Here is a 16,538-nt window from a genome sequence, read left to right as displayed (position 1 = left end):
GCTCCGGGGAGCTGCCGCTCCCTGCCCGGGCGGGGCGGCGGCAGCGCCGGACGGACCGGCCGGTCAGCAGTCGCGCAGCTCCGGGGACTGGTTGAGCACCTGGCTCCGCACCGAGGTGAAGCGCTCCAGCCGGGCGTCGGCCGCGGGGTCGAGCGGGAAGACCGCCACCCGGTGGCAGTTCTGGAAGGCCAGGCGGACCCCGAAGTGCCGCTGCACCGCCCCCCGGATCGCGTCGCTCGCCAGGACCCGCAGCAGCTGGCCGCGGTGGAATTCGGACGGCGGCGGGGTGAGGTTGTCGGCGAACTCACCACCGTCTTCCCTGAGCCGGTCCACGAGCGAGCTGATCAGCTCCCATGCGTACGGCAGGGAGGTCCGGACGCAGTCGACGAAGGCCGCTTCGTCGACCTCGCCTCGCTCGGCCTGTTCAAGGAGGGCCGGTGAGACGTCGAGCGACATGGGTGTCTCCTCTCGCGACCCCGCCGCGGGGCGGGGTCTTCGGGATGGGCGAGCGGACGACGACGCCCTGTGCCCGTACGACGGCCGCCCGGCTCCCACGGTAATCCGGCCACTGCTGCCCCACCAGGAGAACGTACCGACAACTGGCCAACGGCGAAGGGGACGGTCCAGGGCGAATCGCGTCCGGTGCCGGGAGTCGAGTAGCGTGGCCCACCATGCGTCTCGTCATCGCCCGTTGCTCCGTGGACTACGCGGGCCGGCTCACCGCCCACCTGCCCTCCGCCCCCCGTCTGATCCTGGTCAAGGCAGACGGCAGCGTCTCGATCCACGCGGACGACAGGGCCTACAAGCCCCTCAACTGGATGTCCCCGCCGTGCACCCTCAAAGAGGACGAGGGCGTCTGGACGGTGATCAACAAGGCGGGCGAGAAGCTCATCATCACCATGGAGGAGGTCCTCCACGACTCCTCGCACGAACTCGGCGTCGACCCCGGGCTCATCAAGGACGGCGTGGAAGCGCACCTTCAGGAACTCCTCGCGGACCGCATCGAGACCCTCGGCGAGGGCTACACCCTCATCCGCCGCGAATACCCCACCGCCATCGGGCCGGTGGACATCCTCTGCCGCGACGCGGACGGGGGGACGGTGGCCGTCGAGCTCAAGCGCCGCGGCGAGATCGACGGTGTGGAGCAGCTCACGCGCTACCTGGAGCTGCTCAACCGCGATCCCCATCTCGCCCCCGTGCGGGGAGTCTTCGCCGCCCAGGAGATCAAGCCGCAGGCCCGTGTGCTCGCCACGGACCGCGGCATCAGCTGCGTCGTCCTCGACTACGACGCCCTGCGCGGCATCGAGGACGACAAGCTCCGCCTCTTCTGAACGGCCCGCCCGGGCGCGGCGGTCAGCGGCCCGCCGCGCTCGCCGTCGTCCCGCCGCCGCTCCCGCTCCCCGGGGAGTGCGACGCCGGCGGCGGCACCGTCTCGTGGCCGCCGTCCGTCGGCCCGGGGTCCTTCGAGGGCTCCGGCTCCCCGGTCGGCGGCTTCGGGGGGTCCGAGGGCTTCGGCTTCCCCGTGGGCGACGGATCGCCCGTCGGCCCCGGCGACGACGTCTCGTGCCCCGGCGTCCGCGTCCCGGACGGCGAGCCCGACGGCTGCCCGCTCCCCGAGGGCGACGGCGTGCCCGTCCCCGACGGCGTCCCGGTCGGCTCCGCGCTCTCCCCCGGCGTCCCCGACCGCTCCGGCCGCCCCGGCGACCGGCCGTCCGACACCACCGCCGGCCCGTCGTGCCCGACCTGCGGACGGTCCGCGCTCATGCCGCCGTCGCCGTCCTGCTGCGACGCGGACGGCCCGGGCTTGCGGTCCTCCGAGTCCGTCGCGCCCCCGCCCCCGTTGCCCGACGTCGCGCCGAGCGTGACGACCGTCCCGAGGACGGCCGCGAGGACGACGCCGGCCCCGGCCGCGACCAGGTTGCGCCGGGCCCCGCCGGACGTCAGCCGCTGCGCCCACGCCTGGACGCCGGCGGCCCGCCGGCCGGCCGCCGCGGGGGGAGCGACCTTGCGGAAGGCGGCGGTGGTCACCCCGTCCGGGTCGGGAGCGACCGCGTCCGTCCGTACGGCCGGACGCACCGCGGGCGGCGGCGCCGACTGCTCGCTGCGCGCCGCCGGGACCTCCTCGCCCCCGGGCGTCTGCGGTGTCTGCGGCGCCTGTGGTGTCCGCGGCGACTGCGGCGCCGACGGCATCCGCACCGGCCGGGCGGCCGCCCCCGAAACCCCGGGCGCACCGGGAGCACCGGCCGCACCCGCCGCCACCGCCCGCGCCCGGTCCGCTACCAGCGCCAGCGCGCGCCGGCTCGCGACCGCCCCCCGCTTGTCCGCGAGGACCCCCCGCAGACCGGTGGACGCCTCCAGCTCCGCCCGCGCCCGGTCGATGTTGCCGGTGCACAGCGCCAGCACGCCCAACTCGTGGTGGAAATAGGCCTCTTCACCGACCTCGCCGGCCAGCCGCGCCGCCTCCTGCCCGTGCCGCAGCGCCCGCTCCCAGGCGCTCCAGTGCAGCGCCCCGGCGAAGGCCGGCGCGGCGGTGCGGGCCAGCAGGACCGCGGCGGCCGGCTGCCCGGGCGCGCCGCCGGAGACGAGGGCGGCCAGCGCCGCGAGGATCGTGTCGGCCTCGGCCGCGATGCGCTCGGGGGCGACGGACGGGTGCCCGGCCCACCAGGAGTAGTGCCGCGCGACGGTCAGCACGCGCCCGGCCGCCTCCGCGGCCTCCTCGCCGTAGCCCGCCTCCGACAGCGCCGCGGCGACCCCGGCCGCCAGCCGGTAGTGCGCGCCCGCGGCGGTGACGAGCCCGGCGGCGAGCAGCTCCCCGACGGCGGCGTCGGCGTGGGTGTCGCCGACGAGGGCCGGCAGCTGCGCCTGGTGGGGCACCTCGCCGCCGAGGGCGAGCGCGAGGCGCAGGGTGTCGCGGGCCGCCGGACCGAGCCGGGCGGCGAGCGGCACGGCCGGCGCGACCCCGCGCGGCAGCCCGGCGAGCCCGACGGCCGGCTCCTCCGCGCCCGCCGGGGCGCCGTCCTCCGGGATGCTGAACGGCCGTTCGTCCGTGACGACGGCGGACCCGGCGACGTCCGCGTCCCGCAGCCGCAGCACCGCCCCCGCCTGGACGAAGCGCAGCGGCAGCCCGTCGGACTCGACCCACAGGTCGGCGGCCCAGTCGGCCTCCTCGTCCGTCAGCGGCCGCCCGGCGGCCGCCTCCAGCAGCTCCAGGCAGTCGGTGCGGTCGAGCCCGCCGAGCGCCACCTCCTCCACGTGGGCGCCCTCGGAGGGCGCGGCCACGCCCGGCGCCGCCGCGAAGAGGAAGGCGCACTCGGGGGTCGCGTCCAGCAGCTCGTCGAGCGCGGCGCCGCCGAACTCCAGGTCGTCCAGGACGACGACGGCGCCGATCTCCCGGACGACGGCGAGGAGTCCGGCCCGGTCCGGCCGGTGCAGCGGCGCGTGGTGGACGGCGGCGAAGAGCTCGTGCAGGAGGTCGGCGGCGGTGCGGTGACGGCCGTTCAGCCGGACGACGCCGTCGGGCGCGAGGTCCGCGCAGTCGGCGGCGACCGCGTCGAGCAGGGCGGTGCGCCCGGAGCCCGCGGGGCCGGTGAGGCGTACGGAGCGTCCGCGCGAGAGGAGTTGGCCGAGTCTGCCGCGCACCTCGCCGCGGCCGACGAGGGGCAGCGCGGGCCCGGTGTCCCCGGCGGGCTCCGGCGGCGCGGCGGCCCGGTCCCGGTCGGCGCGGCCGGCGGCGTCGTGGCGCTCGGCGGGGGCGGGCAGCCGGCCGGGCGGGCAGGGCTCTATCTCGCTGCCGTCGACGGGGTTGACGGTCAGCAGGTAGTCGCCGGCGACGAGCTGGACGACCCGGACCGGCCCGGGTTCGCGCGCGGCGGCGTCCTCCGCGGACGCGTCCGCGTCCGTGCGCGGTGCCTCGGGTTCCCGGTTCGTCGGGTCCATGGTCCAAGCCCCCAGTCGCGTGGCGTGCCTCGTGTCTCCCGGCCTTGTCCGGGCGCTGCGACCTCGGGTCCGGCGACCGCCGAGGACCGGAGCACAGACGGGAAACCGAACAGACCTTGGGACAGTATCTCCGACGGGGAGGGCACCACGGTGCCCCGGGCGTCACAGTCTCATGAGGATTGCGGACGCCGCTCCGGCGAGGCCGGCGGGCGCCGCCTCAGCGGGTGCGCTCGCACGTGGGGAGGGGGGCCTCGGGCCCCGGCTGACCGCCGTCCTCGAAGGCGAGGATGCGGTGCAGCCGGGTGGCCACCAGGACCCGGCGCATACGGTCCGGCACCCCGCGCAGCACCAGCCTGCGGCCGGTGCGCCCGGCGCGGCGGTGGGCCCCCATGATGACGCCGAGCCCGGTGGCGTCCCAGGAGTCGAGCTCGGTCAGGTCGAGGACGAGGTCGCCCCGCCCGGCGTCGAGGGCGGAGTGCAGGACCGTTCGGGCGTCCGCCGCGTTGCGGACGTCGAGGCGGCCCCCGACGACCAGTTCGGCGTGGTCGCCCCTGATGTGCATATGCGCTCCCCTGGGTGCGGCAGTGCGGTGGGATGTGGATGTGGCTCTAAGGAACTGACGGCCTCTCGCACAACAAAGTTGCCGTCTGTTAGCGAACCAATACCCAATTCACACGGTGGGGTGAACGAGTCTGGCGCCAGCGGCTCAGTACTGGTAGAAGCCCTGTCCGCTCTTGCGGCCCAGATCCCCCGCGTCGACCATGCGGCGCATGATCTCCGGCGGCGCGAACTTCTCGTCCTGGGTCTCGGTGTAGATGTTGCCCATCGCGTGCAGCAGGATGTCCACGCCCGTGAGGTCGGTGGTCGCCAACGGGCCCATGGCGTGGCCGAATCCGAGCCGGCAGGCGACGTCGATGTCCTCGGCCGAGGCGACGCCCGACTCGTACAGCTTGACGGCCTCGCCGACCAGCGCCGTGATCAGCCGGGTCGTCACGAACCCCGCCACGTCGCGGTTGACCACGATGCAGGTCTTGCCGACGCCCTCGGCGAACTCCCGCGCCGCGGCGAGGGTTTCGTCGCTCGTCTTGTGCCCGCGCACCAGCTCGCACAGCTGCATCAGCGGGACCGGGGAGAAGAAGTGGACGCCGACGACCCGCTCGGGCCGGCGCGTCGCCGCCGCGATCTTGGTGATCGGGATGGCCGAGGTGTTGGAGGCGAGGACCGTCCCCTCGCCCACCATCCCGTCCAGCGCCCGGAAGATGTCCTTCTTGACCTCGACGTCCTCGAAGACCGCCTCGACGACGACGTCGGCGCCGGCCGCGGCGTCCAGGTCCGTCGTCGCGGTGATCCGCGCGAACGCCGCGTCCGCCGCGGCGGCCTCCAGCTTGCCCTTCGCCACGAACTTGTCGTACGACGCGCGGATCCCGTCGGTCCCCCGCTTCAGGGCCTCGTCCGTCACGTCCCGCAGGACGACGTCCCAGCCGGCCTGGGCGGACACCTGAGCAATGCCGGACCCCATCAGTCCTGCCCCGATGACGGCGAGTTTCTTGGCCACTGGTGTCCCCTTCTCCCTGTGCGTGCACGGCTGTTCACGGCGGACCTTAGCGCCCGCCCGTGCGCTGGAGGAGGGTTAGAGATGCGCGTCACGTCCCACATGACGGACGTCACACTGGACAGCGCTACCGGGAGGAACACACGCCGCATTCGCGCCACTTCCGGGAAGGGCGCCCCCGCCCGCCGCGGACTACGCTCGGTGGCATGGTCAACCTGACGCGCATCTACACCCGCACCGGAGACAAGGGCACCACCGCCCTCGGCGACATGAGCCGCACCGCCAAGACCGATCCGCGCATCGCGGCGTACGCGGACGCGAACGAGGCCAACGCGGCGATCGGGGTCGCGCTGGCGCTCGGGCGGCTGCCGGACGAGATCGTGGCGGTGCTCGGGCGGGTGCAGAACGACCTGTTCGACGTGGGGGCCGACCTGGCGACGCCGGTCGTCGAGGACCCCGAGTACCCGCCGCTGCGGGTCGAGCAGACCTACATCGACCGCCTGGAGGCGGACTGCGACCGCTTCCTGGCCGGACTGGAGAAGCTGCGCAGCTTCATCCTGCCGGGCGGGACGCCGGGGGCGGCGCTGCTGCACCAGGCGTGCACGGTGGTGCGGCGGGCGGAGCGCTCCACCTGGAAGGCGATGGAGACGCACGGCGAGACGATGAACCCGCTCACCGCGACCTACCTGAACCGCCTCTCGGACCTGCTGTTCATCTTGGCCCGAACGGCGAACAAGGAGGTCGGCGACGTCCTGTGGATCCCCGGCGAGAACCGCTGACCGACCGCACCGGCCCCCACCCCGGCCGGGGGCGGGCGCAGCGGCCGCGCCCCGGGCGCTCAGCGCGAGCCGGCCCCGTCCGGCTCGCGCTTGGGCCAGAGCGTGTAGCTCAGGGCGATGACGAGGTTGATGCCGACCACGTAGAGCATCGCCTGCTGCCAGCCCCGCAGGGAACTCGTGTCCCCGGAACCCCCGACGTACCAGATCGCGGCCTGGAGCAGGGCGAGCGCCACCACCGCCGCCAGGATCCACCTGCCCGCCGCCCGCCACTCGTGGACGGTCCGGGCCCGGCCGTACTTCGGCGGTTTGACCGGCGGCGGCCCACCCGCGAAGCGGTGGGCCACGCGCTGGTCCACCCACTTGATCGTGGCGTGGCCCAGGCCCACGGAGTAACCGATGTAGACCGCCGCGATGCCGTGCTTCGTGCTCGCCGCGGCCCCGTTGCGCAGGTCGATCGCGGTGGCGATCAGCAGGACGAGCTCCAGCAGCGGCTCCAGCAACAGCACCGCCGCCCCCGCGCGCGGCATCTTCGCCAGGTAGCGCAGGGCCAGCCCGCCGGCCAGCAGGATCCAGAAGCCGACCTCGCAGGCGACGATCAGCGTGACGATCACGGTCTCTCCTTCCCTCCCCACCAGGATCCCGGTCCCCGGCGGCCGTTCCGTCGTCACCGGTGGCGATCGTGGACTGCATCCTTCGATGTACGCGGCGGACCGCCCGGCGGACCGCCGGCGGACGCCCGCACCCGCTCCGACGTGCTGTGATGGTGGCATGCCCCGCCTCCTCCCCCACCGCGACGACCTGCTGATCGCGGCCGCCGGACTCACCGGCGGCCTGGTGCTGTACGCGCTGGGGCTGGGCAGCCGGCCGGTCGTCGGGGGCCTCCCGGGGCGGCTGGCGCTGCTCGCGCTGGCGGCGATCGCCGGGGCGGAGCTGCTGCGCCGCCGCAGGCCGCTCGCCGGGCTCGCCGTGGGGGTGCCCGCCCTGGCCCTGGACCTGTGCTCGGGGAACCTCGTCACCACCACGGTGATGTTCACCGACCTGGTGTACGCGGCCGTGCTGTACGGCCCCCCGGCCGCGTACCGCCTCCTGCCCCGCGCCTGCGAGATCCTCAGCGTGTCCGGGATGCTGCTGGCGGTGGCGCTGGTCCGGCGGCCGGATGCGGTGCTGATCGGGCTCGCGCTGGCGGTGGTCACCGTCGCCCCCGCCTGGACCGGCGTCGGCGTCCGCCGCCACCGCGACGCCGCCGAGGCCGCCCGCCTGGCGGCCGAACAAACCGTCCTGCTGGCCGAGATGGACCGGCGCCAGGCCGTCGGCGCCGAGCGCGCGCGGATGGCGCGCGAGCTGCACGACCTCGTCGCGGGCCACCTGTCGGCGATCGCGATCCACTCCACCGCGGCCCTGTCGATCAACGAGGAGGAGGCGTCCCGCGAGGCGCTCGGCGTGATCCGGGAGAACAGCGTCCAGGGGCTCGCGGAGATGCGCCGCCTGATCGACCTGCTGCGCAGGGCGGGCGACGCGGACGAGCCGGCCCCCACGCCCACCCTCGACGGACTCGACGCCCTGCTCGGCCGGGCCCGCGCGGCCGCGCACGGCGCCGGCCTCCGCTTCGCGCTCCGCGACGGACGCGCCCCGGCCCGGCTGCCCGCCCCCGTCGAGCTCGCCGCCTACCGCGTCGTCCAGGAGTCGCTGACCAACGCGGTCAAGCACGCCGCCCCCGGCGAGGTGACGGTGGAACTCGCCCGCGCCGACGGGGCGTTGACGGTGCGCGTGACGAGCCCGCTGGGCGGCGGCGGGGACGGCCCGAGGGCGCCCGGCTCCGGGGCCGGCCTGATCGGGATGCGCGAGCGGGTCGCCCTGCTCGACGGGGAGTTCACGGCCGGCCCGGCCGGGGACGGGACATGGCACGTACGGGCGGTACTGCCCGTGGACGAGGAGAGCACGTGACCACCACCGTACGGATCGTCGTCGCCGAGGACCAGGCAGCCGTCCGCTCCGGCCTCGTGCTGATCCTCCGCTCCGCGCCCGGCGTCGAGGTCGTGGGCGAGGCGGCGGACGGCGAGGAGGCGGTGCGGCTGGCGCGCGGACTGCGCCCCGACCTCGTCCTGATGGACGTCCAGATGCCCCGCCTGGACGGCATCTCGGCCACCCGTCTGATCACCGGCGAGGGCCTGGCCGACGTCCTCGTCCTGACGACGTTCGACCTCGACGAGTACGTGTTCGGCGCGCTGCGCGCCGGCGCGGCGGGCTTCCTGCTCAAGGACAGCGAGGCCGCCGAACTGGTCGCGGCGGTACGGACGGTGGCGCGCGGCGAGGGCCTGATCTCTCCCGCCGTCACGCGCCGCCTCATATCGGAGTTCGCCCGCCGCTCCCCCGCCCCGGAGGCGGACGCCGAGGCCCTGGGGGCGCTCACCCGGCGCGAGCGGGAGGTGCTGGTGTGCCTGGGCGAGGGGCTGTCCAACGCGGAGATCGCCGACCGGCTGGGGATGGCCGGGGCCACGGCGAAGACCCATGTCAGCAGGCTGCTCGGCAAGTTGGGACTGCGGAGCCGGGTGCAGGCGGCGGTGCTGGCCCAGGAATGGGGTCTGGTCCAGACCTCTTGACCATTGGTACGGACCTTCTTACGCTCCCCTCACAGCTGTGGTGAGCGTCACCGCGAACACACCCCCCAACCACCTTTCAGCGCCCTCCGTTTTCGCATGCTCACCTCACGGCTCACAGGTCACGGAAGCAGCTCCATCCCCACCCTCTCCGGACCTCACCCGAGGAGCATCCTTGAACAGACATACCTCCCGGCTGACCAGGATCACCGCCGCGCTGGGCACGCTGCTGCTCCCGGCCGCGGCGCTCGTCGGCCTCGCCGCCCCGGCCAACTCGGCCGCCGCGGACGGCCCTTCGGCGACGGCGACCTTCGCGAAGACCTCCGACTGGGGCGGCGGCTACCAGGGCGAGTGGACCGTCAAGAACACCGGCACCACGACGATCGACGGCTGGACCGTCGAGTGGGACCTCCCCTCCACCACCACGGTCGGCGCCTACTGGGACGCCCTGATCACCGGCTCCGGTACGCACTACACGGCCAAGAACCGCGAGTACAACGGCACGATCGCCCCCGGCGCCAGCGTCACCTTCGGCTTCGTCGCCGCGGGCGACGGCGCACCGGCGGGCTGCAGGCTCAACGGCGGTGCCTGCGACGGCTCTTCGACCGACACCCCGCCCAGCGCGCCCGGACAGCCCGTCTCCACCGGCGTGACCGCCGACAGCGTCTCGCTGAAGTGGGCCGCCGCCACCGACGCCAAGGGCATCAAGAACTACGACGTCTACCGCGGCAAGGACAAGGTCGCCACGGTCGCCAAGCTCGCCTACACCGACACCGGCCTCAGCGCCGACACCGAGTACACCTACACGGTCGTCGCCCGCAACGTGAACGACAGGACCGGCCCGGCGAGCCCCGCGGCCACCTTCCGTACGACCAAGGGCGGTTCGGACAAGCCGCCGTCCGCGCCCGGCACCCCGCAGGCCACGGCGGTCACCGACACCTCCGTCGCGCTCAAGTGGACCGCGGCCGCCTCGGACCGGGGCATCAAGGAGTACGACGTCTACCGCGGGACGGTGAAGGCGGCGACCGTCGCCAAGCTCGCGTACACCGACACCGGCCTCACCGCCGGCACGGACTACACGTACACCGTCGTGGCCCGCGACACCGCCGGGCAGACGGGGCCCGCCAGCGCGCCGCTGACCGTCCGGACGACCGGCGGGGGCGGCACCCCGCAGCCCGGCGCGGGTGCCGTCAAGGCCGGATACTTCGTGCAGTGGGGGATCTACGGGCGCGGCTACACGGTCAAGTCCCTCGACACCACCGGCGCCGCCGCCAAGCTCACGCACATCAACTACTCCTTCTCCAACATCGACCCGAACAACCTCACCTGCCTCAATGGCGTCACCAAGGCCACCGGGTCCAACCCCCAGGACCCCAACCAGGGTGACGGCGCGGGCGATTCCTGGGCCGACTACGAGAAGGGCTTCGGCGCCGGCGAGTCCGTCGACGGCGTCGGCGACACCTGGGACCAGCCGCTGGCCGGCAACTTCAACCAGCTCAAGAAGCTCAAGGCCAAGTACCCGAGGCTGAAGGTCCTCATGTCGATCGGCGGCTGGACGTACAGCAAGTACTTCTCCGACGTGGCCAGGACGGACGCGTCCCGGCAGAAGTTCGTCAAGTCCTGTATCGACATGTACATCAAGGGGAACCTCCCGGTCACCAACGGCCGTGGCGGCGCCGGGGCCGCGGCCGGGATCTTCGACGGCTTCGACATCGACTGGGAGTGGCCGGGCTCGGAAGGCCACGCGGGCAACCACGTCTCGAAGGACGACAAGGCCAACAACACGCTGCTCTTCGCCGAGTTCCGCCGCCAGCTCGACGCGCTGAGCGGCCCGGACGGCCGGAAGTACCTCCTCACCGCGTTCACCCCCGCCGACCCGGCGAAGCTCGACGCCGGCTGGGACATCACGACCAAGGACGGTACGCCCAGCGTCTTCGACTACATGGACTACGCGAACGTCCAGGGCTACGACTTCCACGGCTCCGGCAGCGACAACAGCTGGGAGCCGAACCGGACGGGACACCAGGGGAACCTGTATCCCGACCCCAAGGACCCCTACACCACCAGGTTCAGCGTCGAGAAGACCGTCGGGACCTACCTCGACGCCGGCGTCGACCCGCGCAAGGTCGTCCTCGGCCTCGCCTTCTACGGCCGCGGCTGGCAGCAGGTCGCCGACGGCGGCGCCAACGGCGCCTGGCAGAAGGCGAACGGGGCCGCCCCCGGCCAGTTCCCCGAGGAGGCCGGGACGCGCGGCTACGACAACCTGCTGGCCTCCGTGCCCGGCCTGAAGGTCTACCACGACGAGACGGCCGTGGCGACGTACGGCTACACCGGTGACAACGGTCAGTGGTGGACGTTCGACGACGCCTGGTCGATCGGCAGGAAGACGGCCTGGATCAAGTCGAAGAGCCTGGGCGGCGCGATGATCTGGGAGATGTCCGGCGACAGCGGCACGCTGATGACGGCGGTCGACAACGGCCTCCGCTGACGCGGGCCGTGCTGCGCTCCGCGCGGAGACTCCCTGGGCGCCGGACGGGCCGAACCTCGGCCCGTCCGGCGCCCGAGGTCATGGGCGCGTTCGGAGAGACGCCCCGCGGTCACGCCACATTGACCCTCTGCCCCGGAGGCGCCGCCTCCAGCCAGGCCAGGAAGCCGGTCAGGGCGTCCTCGCTCATCGCCAGCTCCAGCCGCGTCCCGCGGTGCGAGCAGACGAGCACGACCGCGTCGGACAGCAGGGCGAGCTCCTCGTCCCCCACCGGAGCCCGCCGCTCCAGCACCTCGATCGAGGCCCGCTCCAGCAGCCGCCGCGGCCGCACCGCGTACGAGAAGACCCGGAACCACTCGATCCGGTCACCGCTGTAGCGGGAGACCCCGTACACCCACCCCTTGCCGACGGGGGGCTCGGGGGAGGCCGGCCCGTCCGGGACGTCCCACCGCAGGCTGCAGTCGAAGGTGCCACCGGACCGCTGGATGAGCCGCCTGCGCAGCCCGAAGACGAAGAGTCCCAGCAGGACCAGCAGCACGACGATGCCGCTCACGAGCAGAGCGAGGACCATCACGACCGACCTCCTCGCATCATCTAGAGCAACCGCACCTGTATTGCCTCAGCCGCGGACCGCCCTGGTTTGTTCCAGGCGGCCCGCGGCTGAGGGACGTTCTTCAGTGGGCAGCGGCCTAACCGGGCACCGCCGCCGCACGCAGCCGGACGTCCGCGCGGCGCTCGGCGGCCGCGTCGGCCTCCGCCTTCGCGCGCTCGAGCGCCCGCTCCGCACGGGTGACGTCGATCTCGTCCGCCAGCTCCGCCATCTCCGCGAGCAGCGACAGCTTGTCGTCGGCGAAGGAGATGAAGCCGCCGTGCACCGCGGCGACGACCGTTCCGCCGTCGGCGGTCCTGATGGTCACCGGGCCGGACTCCAGCACACCGAGCAGCGGCTGGTGGCCGGGCATGACGCCGATGTCACCCGATGTGGTACGCGCGATGACCAGAGTGGCCTCGCCGGACCAGACGCTTCGGTCCGCCGCGACCAGCTCGACGTGCAGCTCAGCAGCCAACGTGGCTCCTCGGGTCTCCACCCGCCGGGTCCGGCGGGCGTTGGGTCAAAGAATAGGGGACGTACGGTCCGGGGGCGGGGGCGCCCCGCCCCCGGACCGCGAGCACCGGGGTGCTCAGGAGACGCCCAGCTCCTTGGCGTTGTTCTTCAGGTCCTCCAGGCCACCGCACATGAAGAACGCCTGCTCCGGGAAGTGGTCGAACTCGCCGTCGCAGATGGCGTTGAACGCCGCGATGGACTCGTCCAGCGGGACGTCCGAACCGTCGACACCGGTGAACTGCTTCGCCGCGTGGGTGTTCTGCGACAGGAAGCGCTCGACGCGACGGGCGCGGTGGACGACCAGCTTGTCCTCCTCGCCCAGCTCGTCGATGCCGAGGATCGCGATGATGTCCTGGAGGTCCTTGTACTTCTGCAGGATGCCCTTGACGCGCATGGCGGCGTCGTAGTGGTCCTGCGAGATGTAGCGCGGGTCCAGGATGCGGGACGTCGAGTCCAGCGGGTCGACCGCCGGGTAGATGCCCTTCTCCGAGATCGGACGCGACAGAACGGTGGTGGCGTCCAGGTGGGCGAAGGTGGTCGCCGGGGCCGGGTCGGTCAGGTCGTCCGCGGGGACGTAGATCGCCTGCATCGAGGTGATCGAGTGACCGCGGGTCGAGGTGATGCGCTCCTGGAGGAGGCCCATCTCGTCGGCCAGGTTCGGCTGGTAGCCCACCGCGGAGGGCATGCGGCCGAGCAGGGTCGAGACCTCGGAACCGGCCTGGGTGAAGCGGAAGATGTTGTCGATGAAGAACAGCACGTCCTGCTTCTGGACGTCACGGAAGTACTCGGCCATGGTGAGGCCGGCCAGCGCGACGCGCAGACGGGTGCCCGGGGGCTCGTCCATCTGACCGAAGACCAGGGCGGTCTTGTCGAGGACGCCCGACTCCTCCATCTCCTGGATGAGGTCGTTGCCCTCACGGGTGCGCTCGCCGACACCGGCGAACACGGAGACACCGTCGTGCAGCTTGGCCACACGCATGATCATTTCCTGGATCAGCACGGTCTTGCCGACACCGGCGCCACCGAACAGACCGATCTTGCCGCCCTTGACGTACGGGGTCAGCAGGTCGACGACCTTCAGACCGGTCTCGAACATCTCGGTCTTCGACTCGAGCTGGTCGAACGCGGGGGCCTTGCGGTGGATGGACCAGCGCTCGGTGACCTCGTTCTCGGCCTCGGGCTCGTTCAGGATGCGGCCCAGGGTGTTGAACACCCGGCCCTTGGTGACGTCACCGACGGGGACGGTGATGCCGTCGCCGGTGTCGGTCACCGGCGCCTGGCGGACCAGGCCGTCGGTGGGCTCCATGGAGATGGCGCGCACCAGGCCCTCACCGAGGTGCTGCGCGACCTCGAGCGTCAGGGTCTTCTTCTTGCCGGCCTCGGACGGGTCGGCGACCTCGACGGTCAGGGCGTTGTAGATCTCCGGCATCGCGTCGACGGGGAACTCCACGTCGACGACCGGGCCGATGACCCGGGCGACGCGGCCCGTCGCGGCGGCCGTCTCAACAGTGGTGGTCATTTATCGGTCACTCCCCGCGGTCGCGTCGGCCAGGGCGCTCGCGCCACCGACGATCTCGCTGATTTCCTGGGTGATGTCGGCCTGTCGGGCCGCGTTGGCAAGCCGCGTGAGCGACTTGATGAGCTCTTCGGCGTTGTCGGTCGCCGACTTCATCGCCCGGCGGCGGGCCGCGTGCTCGGAGGCGGCGGCCTGCAGCAGGGCGTTGTAGACACGGGACTCGACGTACCGCGGCATCAGCGCGTCGAGCACCGCCTCGTCCGACGGCTCGAACTCGAACAGCGGAAGGATCTGGTCCTTCGCCGCCTCGTCCTCGGCCTCCGTCGTGTCGAGGGTCAGCGGCAGCAGCCGCTTGTCCACCGGGGTCTGCGTCATCATCGACACGAACTCCGTGAAGACGATGTGCAGCTCGTCCACGCCGCCCTCGGCCGTGTCCGTGAGGACGGCCTCGATCAGCGGGTCCGCCACCTTCTTGGCGTCCGCGTAGGTCGGGCTGTCCGTGAAGCCCGTCCACGACGCGGCCACCGGGCGCTCCCGGAAGGAGTAGTAGCCCACGCCCTTGCGGCCGACGACGTAGTGGACGACCTCCTTGCCCTCGCCGCGCAGCCGCTCGGTGAGCTTGTCCGCGGCCTTGATGGCGTTGGAGGAGTAACCGCCCGCCAGACCGCGGTCGCTCGTGACGAGCAGGACCGCGGCCCGCACCGGCTGCTCGACCTCGGTCGTCAGCGGGTGCTTGGTGTTGGAGCCGGTGGCGACGGCGGTCACGGCCCGGGTGAGCTCACTGGCGTACGGAGTGGACGCGGCCACCTGGCGCTGTGCCTTGACGATGCGCGAGGCGGCGATCATCTCCATCGCCTTGGTGATCTTCTTGGTCGCGGAGACGGACTTGATCCGCCTCTTGTAGACCCGGAGCTGGGCACCCATGCTCAGCCCTCGCCCAGCAGCTTGCCGTCCGCGGTCTGGAACTGCTGCTTGAAGGAGGCGACGGCGTCACCGAGCGCCTGCAGCGTGTCGTCGGACATCTTGCCGCCCTCGACGATGCTGGTCATCAGGCCCTTGTGGGCCTGGTGCAGGTAGTCCAGCAGCTCGCGCTCGAAGCGGCGGATGTCCTCGACCGGGACGTCGTCCATCTTGCCGTTGGTGCCGGCCCAGATGGCCACGACCTGGTCCTCGGTGGCGAACGGGGCGTACTGCGTCTGCTTCAGCAGCTCGACCATGCGCTTGCCGCGCTCCAGGGCCGCCTTGGAGGCCGCGTCCAGGTCGGAACCGAAGGCGGCGAACGCCTCCAGCTCGCGGTACTGGGCGAGGTCCACGCGGAGCCGGCCGGAGACCTGGCGCATGGCCTTGTGCTGGGCCGAACCACCGACACGGGAGACCGAGATACCGACGTTCAGGGCCGGGCGCTGACCGGCGTTGAACAGGTCGGACTCCAGGAAGCACTGGCCGTCGGTGATGGAGATGACGTTGGTCGGGATGAACGCCGAGACGTCGTTGGCCTTGGTCTCGACGATCGGCAGACCGGTCATCGAGCCGGCGCCCATGTCGTCGGAGAGCTTGGCGCAGCGCTCCAGCAGGCGGGAGTGCAGGTAGAAGACGTCACCCGGGTAGGCCTCGCGGCCCGGCGGACGGCGCAGCAGCAGGGAGACGGCACGGTAGGCGTCGGCCTGCTTCGACAGGTCGTCGAAGACGATCAGGACGTGCTTGCCCTGGTACATCCAGTGCTGGCCGATGGCGGAACCCGTGTAGGGGGCGAGGTACTTGAAGCCCGCCGGGTCCGACGCCGGGGCGGCGACGATGGTGGTGTACTCCAGGGCGCCGGCCTCCTCCAGCGCGCCGCGCACGGACGCGATGGTGGAGCCCTTCTGGCCGATGGCGACGTAGATGCAGCGGACCTGCTTCTTCGGGTCGCCGGTGCGCCAGTTGGCACGCTGGTTGATGATCGTGTCGATCGCCAGGGCGGTCTTGCCGGTCTGACGGTCACCGATGATCAGCTGACGCTGGCCACGGCCGATCGGGGTCATGGCGTCGACGGCCTTGTAGCCCGTCTCCATCGGCTCGTGGACCGACTTGCGCTGCATGACCGTGGGGGCCTGCAGCTCGAGGGCGCGGCGGCCCTCGGTCTTGATCTCGCCGAGGCCGTCGATCGGGTTGCCCAGCGGGTCGACGACGCGGCCGAGGTAGCCCTCGCCCACACCGACGGAGAGCACCTCACCGGTGCGCTGCACCGGCTGGCCCTCCTCGATGCCGCTGAACTCGCCGAGGACGATCGCGCCGATCTCGCGCTCCTCGAGGTTGAGGGCGAGGCCGAGGGTGCCGTCCTCGAACTTCAGCAGCTCGTTCGCCATGGCCGAGGGCAGCCCCTCGACCTTGGCGATGCCGTCGCCGGCCAGGCTGACCGTACCGACCTCCTCGCGCGAGGCCGCGTCCGGCTTGTACGCCTGGACAAAGTTCTCCAGCGCGTCCCGGATCTCCTCCGGCCGGATCGTGAGCTCCGCCATCTGGGTTCCCTGCTCTCCTTGTTGGGCCCGAAGTATTTCTTCCCCAGGGGGCTTCCCCCGTGGGACACCG

At 72.6% G+C, this 16,538-nt stretch carries 15 protein-coding genes; 5 read left to right on the top strand and 10 right to left on the bottom strand.

All coding sequences use genetic code 11. The features are described 5' to 3' along the window. Positions 1 to 63: 63 nt before the first annotated feature. On the bottom strand, positions 64 to 456 hold the full coding sequence (locus AC230_RS22330) for an SCO5389 family protein (protein WP_049718132.1): 393 nt from the start codon (positions 454 to 456) through the stop codon (positions 64 to 66). Positions 457 to 671: 215 nt separating this feature from the next. On the opposite strand from AC230_RS22330, the gene nucS reads away from it, so the two are divergent. Continuing rightward, positions 672 to 1,331 (top strand): endonuclease NucS, encoded by a 660-nt coding sequence (gene nucS / locus AC230_RS22325; RefSeq protein WP_049718131.1) that lies wholly within the window; start codon positions 672 to 674, stop codon positions 1,329 to 1,331. A gap of 22 nt (positions 1,332 to 1,353) precedes the next feature. Here the strand turns inward: nucS and AC230_RS22320 are convergent, their stop codons facing one another. From AC230_RS22320 to AC230_RS22310, 3 genes are all read right to left on the bottom strand, one after another. Beyond that, positions 1,354 to 3,936, bottom strand: a complete 2,583-nt coding sequence (locus tag AC230_RS22320; protein ID WP_049718130.1) for an ATP-binding protein — start codon at positions 3,934 to 3,936, stop codon at positions 1,354 to 1,356. Between the two features lie 217 nt (positions 3,937 to 4,153). Further along, positions 4,154 to 4,498 carry an STAS domain-containing protein gene (locus AC230_RS22315; protein WP_049718129.1) on the bottom strand — a complete coding sequence of 115 codons (345 nt, stop codon included), beginning with the start codon at positions 4,496 to 4,498 and terminating at the stop codon, positions 4,154 to 4,156. 144 nt (positions 4,499 to 4,642) lie between these two features. Then, positions 4,643 to 5,491, bottom strand: a complete 849-nt coding sequence (locus tag AC230_RS22310) for a 3-hydroxyacyl-CoA dehydrogenase family protein (RefSeq protein ID WP_049718128.1) — start codon at positions 5,489 to 5,491, stop codon at positions 4,643 to 4,645. Between the two features lie 203 nt (positions 5,492 to 5,694). Here AC230_RS22310 and AC230_RS22305 point away from each other — a divergent pair, with 203 nt between their 5' ends. Next, entirely contained in the window at positions 5,695 to 6,267 is a 573-nt protein-coding gene (locus tag AC230_RS22305) for a cob(I)yrinic acid a,c-diamide adenosyltransferase (RefSeq protein WP_049718127.1), read from the top strand. A gap of 59 nt (positions 6,268 to 6,326) precedes the next feature. Here AC230_RS22305 and AC230_RS22300 read toward each other — a convergent pair whose 3' ends face one another. After that, complete coding sequence (locus tag AC230_RS22300; RefSeq protein ID WP_049718126.1) at positions 6,327 to 6,878, bottom strand: hypothetical protein; 552 nt, start codon at positions 6,876 to 6,878, stop codon at positions 6,327 to 6,329. Positions 6,879 to 7,035: 157 nt separating this feature from the next. Here AC230_RS22300 and AC230_RS22295 point away from each other — a divergent pair, with 157 nt between their 5' ends. The 3 genes from AC230_RS22295 to AC230_RS22285 all read left to right on the top strand — a co-directional run bounded on the left by AC230_RS22295 (position 7,036) and on the right by AC230_RS22285 (position 11,352). Continuing rightward, positions 7,036 to 8,211: a sensor histidine kinase gene (locus tag AC230_RS22295; protein ID WP_049718125.1), complete on the top strand. Its 1,176-nt coding sequence runs from the start codon at positions 7,036 to 7,038 to the stop codon at positions 8,209 to 8,211. Next, the gene (locus tag AC230_RS22290; RefSeq protein ID WP_241833339.1) at positions 8,208 to 8,867 is read left to right on the top strand and encodes a response regulator; all 660 of its coding nucleotides are present in this window, start codon (positions 8,208 to 8,210) and stop codon (positions 8,865 to 8,867) included. The genes AC230_RS22295 and AC230_RS22290 overlap by 4 nt, the downstream gene beginning before the upstream one ends. A gap of 172 nt (positions 8,868 to 9,039) precedes the next feature. Next, entirely contained in the window at positions 9,040 to 11,352 is a 2,313-nt protein-coding gene (locus AC230_RS22285) for a glycoside hydrolase family 18 chitinase (protein WP_053161334.1), read from the top strand. Positions 11,353 to 11,461: 109 nt separating this feature from the next. Here AC230_RS22285 and AC230_RS22280 read toward each other — a convergent pair whose 3' ends face one another. The 5 genes from AC230_RS22280 to atpA all read right to left on the bottom strand — a co-directional run bounded on the left by AC230_RS22280 (position 11,462) and on the right by atpA (position 16,468). After that, on the bottom strand, positions 11,462 to 11,920 hold the full coding sequence (locus tag AC230_RS22280; protein ID WP_049718123.1) for a DUF2550 domain-containing protein: 459 nt from the start codon (positions 11,918 to 11,920) through the stop codon (positions 11,462 to 11,464). A 118-nt stretch (positions 11,921 to 12,038) separates the two neighbouring features. Beyond that, positions 12,039 to 12,416 (bottom strand): F0F1 ATP synthase subunit epsilon, encoded by a 378-nt coding sequence (locus AC230_RS22275; RefSeq protein ID WP_049718122.1) that lies wholly within the window; start codon positions 12,414 to 12,416, stop codon positions 12,039 to 12,041. Positions 12,417 to 12,530: 114 nt separating this feature from the next. After that, positions 12,531 to 13,973 carry a F0F1 ATP synthase subunit beta gene (atpD, locus tag AC230_RS22270; protein ID WP_049718121.1) on the bottom strand — a complete coding sequence of 481 codons (1,443 nt, stop codon included), beginning with the start codon at positions 13,971 to 13,973 and terminating at the stop codon, positions 12,531 to 12,533. After that, on the bottom strand, positions 13,974 to 14,894 hold the full coding sequence (locus AC230_RS22265) for a F0F1 ATP synthase subunit gamma (protein ID WP_049718120.1): 921 nt from the start codon (positions 14,892 to 14,894) through the stop codon (positions 13,974 to 13,976). Between the two features lie 2 nt (positions 14,895 to 14,896). After that, entirely contained in the window at positions 14,897 to 16,468 is a 1,572-nt protein-coding gene (gene atpA / locus AC230_RS22260) for a F0F1 ATP synthase subunit alpha (protein ID WP_049718119.1), read from the bottom strand. Positions 16,469 to 16,538: the final 70 nt, after the last annotated feature.

Origin of the sequence: Streptomyces caatingaensis (genome assembly GCF_001187435.1) — a bacterium.
Classification (GTDB): Bacteria; Actinomycetota; Actinomycetes; order Streptomycetales; family Streptomycetaceae; genus Streptomyces; species Streptomyces caatingaensis.
This window is presented reverse-complemented; position numbering and strand designations above follow the sequence as displayed.

Coding starts and splice junctions, on each gene's coding strand:
- AC230_RS22265 (WP_049718120.1), bottom strand. CDS start 14,894: ATGGGTGCCCAGCTCCGGGTCTACAAGAGGCGGATCAAGTCCGTCTCC.
- AC230_RS22280 (WP_049718123.1), bottom strand. CDS start 11,920: ATGGTCCTCGCTCTGCTCGTGAGCGGCATCGTCGTGCTGCTGGTCCTG.
- atpD (WP_049718121.1), bottom strand. CDS start 13,973: ATGACCACCACTGTTGAGACGGCCGCCGCGACGGGCCGCGTCGCCCGG.
- AC230_RS22315 (WP_049718129.1), bottom strand. CDS start 4,498: ATGCACATCAGGGGCGACCACGCCGAACTGGTCGTCGGGGGCCGCCTC.
- nucS (WP_049718131.1), top strand. CDS start 672: ATGCGTCTCGTCATCGCCCGTTGCTCCGTGGACTACGCGGGCCGGCTC.
- AC230_RS22330 (WP_049718132.1), bottom strand. CDS start 456: ATGTCGCTCGACGTCTCACCGGCCCTCCTTGAACAGGCCGAGCGAGGC.
- atpA (WP_049718119.1), bottom strand. CDS start 16,468: ATGGCGGAGCTCACGATCCGGCCGGAGGAGATCCGGGACGCGCTGGAG.
- AC230_RS22305 (WP_049718127.1), top strand. CDS start 5,695: ATGGTCAACCTGACGCGCATCTACACCCGCACCGGAGACAAGGGCACC.
- AC230_RS22320 (WP_049718130.1), bottom strand. CDS start 3,936: ATGGACCCGACGAACCGGGAACCCGAGGCACCGCGCACGGACGCGGAC.
- AC230_RS22295 (WP_049718125.1), top strand. CDS start 7,036: ATGCCCCGCCTCCTCCCCCACCGCGACGACCTGCTGATCGCGGCCGCC.